The following is a 3,521-nucleotide window of genomic DNA, read 5'->3' as shown; positions in this document are numbered from 1 at the left end:
CATTATGGTGAGTGTTTTAAAATGGTGAGTGAGTCAACTTATTCTTGAGTTTGAGCCAGTCTTTGTATGAATCACTCACCATAATAACTTCATCATTTTTTACAAAGGGAGTTTAAAAAATTCATTAAGTCAGTGTCATCTCCCCAAATTGGGAGGTCTTTAATTGGAAGAACATCACTGTAAGCTTCTTCTATTGCTTTTCGTTTCATTTCTGTATCTGCCCTAGCATAAATTTCTGTCGTAGAGCAATCACAATGTCCAAGAAAATCTCTTATATATATAAGATTAATTCCGGATTGAAGTAAATGCATACTTTTACTATGCCGAAAAACATGCGGTGTTACAGGAAATGGAACAGTAAACTTAGGATTCTGTTTTGCTATTTCTACGTACTTATTAATGATGTATGAAACTCCCCAACGCGTCAGCTTTTGCTTTCGTTGATTTACAAATACATAATTGTCTCCCTTGCTAATTGCATTATTAAATTTCTGGTTAATGAGATAATTCTCTAGGAGTTTCTTTGTTTTGTCCATAATAGGTACTTGTCTCGTTTTGTTTCCTTTGCCAGTGAGTGTTATGACTGAAGGATTAGATATACGGACATCTTTATTTTTCAAGTCAATTAATTCCTGTACTCTCGCTGCAGTGTCATACAGAATTACCAAAAGAACAAAATCTCTTTTTCCATCGTTAGTTGATGTGTCAGGTTGCTCTAAAAGGATTTTCATTTCTTCACCAGTTAAAAATGGTACAATTGTTTTAGGTCCTTTCTTATTAGGGATGTTCAATATTTTATGAATTTCATATATATTTTCAGGAGTTTCTTTTTGAACGTATCTAAAAAACGAATATAATGCTACCATACGCTGGTTTCTTGTCGAGATGGCACATTTTCTTTCTTTCTCAATCCAGTCAAGAAATCCAATGATTAAGTCATGCGTTAAAAAACTGAGAGTTAAGCGTTCTGGTTTAACTTTCTTTTCTTTTTCACAATAAATAAGTAATAGTTTGAAAGTAGTTGCGTACGATTCAATGGTATTGGGACTGGAATTTTTATGTCCTGGCAAGTATTTACTAAGAAAGTTTGTCAAATAATAAGGGAAATCAGCGTTCTTCATATAAACAACTCCCTTCTGGGATGACATAGCCAAACTCTGCTTCTGATTTGCTAAGAATATGAGGATACAAATCTGCTGTCAGACGTAAATAGTACTGAGTAGCTCTGAAATCTGAATGCCCCATATAAGCGGACAGATAAGGCAGCATGTTTGTCAGATCAATTCCTGCCAGTGACCATTTTTTGAGACAAGCAACGGCTAGTCCATGTCGAAAATCGTGGATTCTAGGACCTGTTGAGGTATGAGATATATCCGCCTTCAGAAGATAATCCCTGAAGTGGTTATAAGCAGTACTTCGATCCATGTGCCCCATTTTAGCTCCTGGGAAAACGAAGGTGGTATTATCACTGAAACGATGGAAAATTTCCATATATATTTTCATTCTAACTATAAGGCTTTCTGTAATTGGAATAAGCCTATCCTTATTGTTTTTTGAATGACGTATTGTCATAATACCATCATCAAGATTGACATCTGCGATAGTAAGATTTAGTGCCTCAGAGATCCTTGTACCAGTGCCATAAAGGAACCGAAACAATACCGGGTCAACGGTATTCCTATAAGAGTTTATAGACGCTGGATAATGATCTACTGCAATGAAAAAACGCTGAAGTTCCTCCTTCGTATAAATATGAGGTATGAACTTGCTTCTTGGTAACAATGTCTGTATTTCTGGTACATATACTAGATAACCGTGGTTATTTAAATAAATAGCAAATTGTTTCATCACTACTTCTTTATTATAGTGAGAAACCGGCCTTTCTTCCTTGTTATAAATGAATTCCTTGAGCATTAGTTTTGTAAGGTTGATACCGTTGTAACCATTGTAATAATAAAATGAATCAAAATGACGTAAATATCTAGACTGTGTTTCAAATTTAAAACCTGTTAGTTTCTTTTCTTTAATATACTGCTCAATAATATCCCCAAGGTCACTTATCCAATCATAAGTTTTCTTCATTTATTGAAATACCTCCTCTGGATCAAGTGCGCATTTACGTAATCCAGCTATGTCAATTTTAAGATAGATACTTGTCGTATTGATGTTTTGGTGTCCTAAGGTTTCGGAAATAACCGCTAATGGGACTTGTGCTTCAAGCATATTTTTTGCCAGGGTACTTCTTAACGAGTGCATCCCATGGTGTTCATTCATTGGAATCACTAGCTCCGCTTTGACCATATAACGGTGTAGTGACCTATGGAAGTTCTCAGTTTCACCAAAAGCATTATAAGGAGCCCGATGCCTAATGAACAGATTATCACAGGATGTTACAGGACGGCCATTTTTTAAATAGTCAATAACGGCCCAACCTATATCATCTAGCAACGGCAATTCAATTGGCTGCTTTGTTTTCATCATGTTAAGTGAGATAGTTTTACGGTTCCAGTTTAGAGACGAGAGTTTCATACTCCTAATATCGCTTACTCTTAATCCAAGTCTCACTATCATAAGTATTAGAGCATAATCTCGTTTACCCTTTGGGTCCTCACGGTCGATGGAATTAAGGAGTTTTAGAATATCTCCCTTTTTCCATGCATATGGAATATACGAATTTCTCATGATCCGGACCTTCGGTAGTAGAAGAGAAAAATCACAGCAAGTAAAACCGTTTTGATAAATAAAAGATAGATAATTTCTCAACACATAAAGAATGGTACCAATATATTTGACTGCGTCGTTATCATACAATGCTAAAAATTTACAGATATGATTAAGTGTTATTTCATCTGATGAATTAATGTGAACTGAATCAAGATATTTCAGAAAAAACTGTACCTTCTGTATATTTGAATTAAATGTTGCATTTGCGTATCTTCTGCATTTACATTCCTCTATAAACATCTCGTATTCATCAAGGAATCCTTCGGGACACAGGAATTGCTGTTTTGTTTTTCTAGGTTGATAACAGAATTCACCTGTATCAAGATAAATAAGTAATAGGTGTAAAGGCTTTATCCGTCGGTTGATTTTAGAGCTGAGTTTATTTCCATTAAAACTGCGTAATCTCATGTTTGTTTTTAAGTAAATGTACTCCAAACATACTTTTTCATCAATTTGAGATATGGCATGCTCAATTAGATACTTTTCAAACACGTTAAATGAGTTTTTGTAATTTTTTAGTGTTCCAGGTGCCTGTCCTTGCGTCTCTAGTGAAGCAAGAATATATTCAATTGCCTCGTGAATGTTTGTGGTTTTATTCATTGTAATCATCCTCCTATAATGTAGTTGTAAGCATTGATAATAAATCAGTCACAATACCTACGAACCTTATAACTAATATCTTATCCATTATAAGAAGAATACAATTATTATGGTGAGTGATTTAGATAATAATTACCCAGATACACAAAGGAATCAATTCTCTTACCATTTTAAAACACTCACCATAATGGCGAAAA

Annotated in this window: 3 protein-coding genes; all 3 read right to left on the bottom strand. The window is 34.5% G+C overall.

The genetic code is table 11. The annotated features are described in order from the left end of the window. Positions 1-92: 92 nt before the first annotated feature. Genes KPL51_RS22770 through KPL51_RS22760 form a run of 3 tightly spaced genes read right to left on the bottom strand, consistent with a single transcriptional unit; the run spans position 93 to position 3,324 of the window. Complete coding sequence (locus KPL51_RS22770; RefSeq protein ID WP_216166674.1) at positions 93-1,121, bottom strand: site-specific integrase; 1,029 nt, start codon at positions 1,119-1,121, stop codon at positions 93-95. Beyond that, complete coding sequence (locus KPL51_RS22765; protein WP_216166672.1) at positions 1,108-2,082, bottom strand: tyrosine-type recombinase/integrase; 975 nt, start codon at positions 2,080-2,082, stop codon at positions 1,108-1,110. The genes KPL51_RS22770 and KPL51_RS22765 overlap by 14 nt, the downstream gene beginning before the upstream one ends. Next, a complete protein-coding gene (locus KPL51_RS22760) occupies positions 2,083-3,324 on the bottom strand; it encodes a site-specific integrase (protein ID WP_216166670.1) in 1,242 nt (413 codons plus the stop codon). It abuts the gene before it with no gap. Positions 3,325-3,521: the final 197 nt, after the last annotated feature.

The organism is Clostridium bowmanii, assembly GCF_018861315.1.
Lineage (GTDB): Bacteria > Bacillota > Clostridia > Clostridiales > Clostridiaceae > Clostridium_AD > Clostridium_AD bowmanii.
This window is presented reverse-complemented; position numbering and strand designations above follow the sequence as displayed.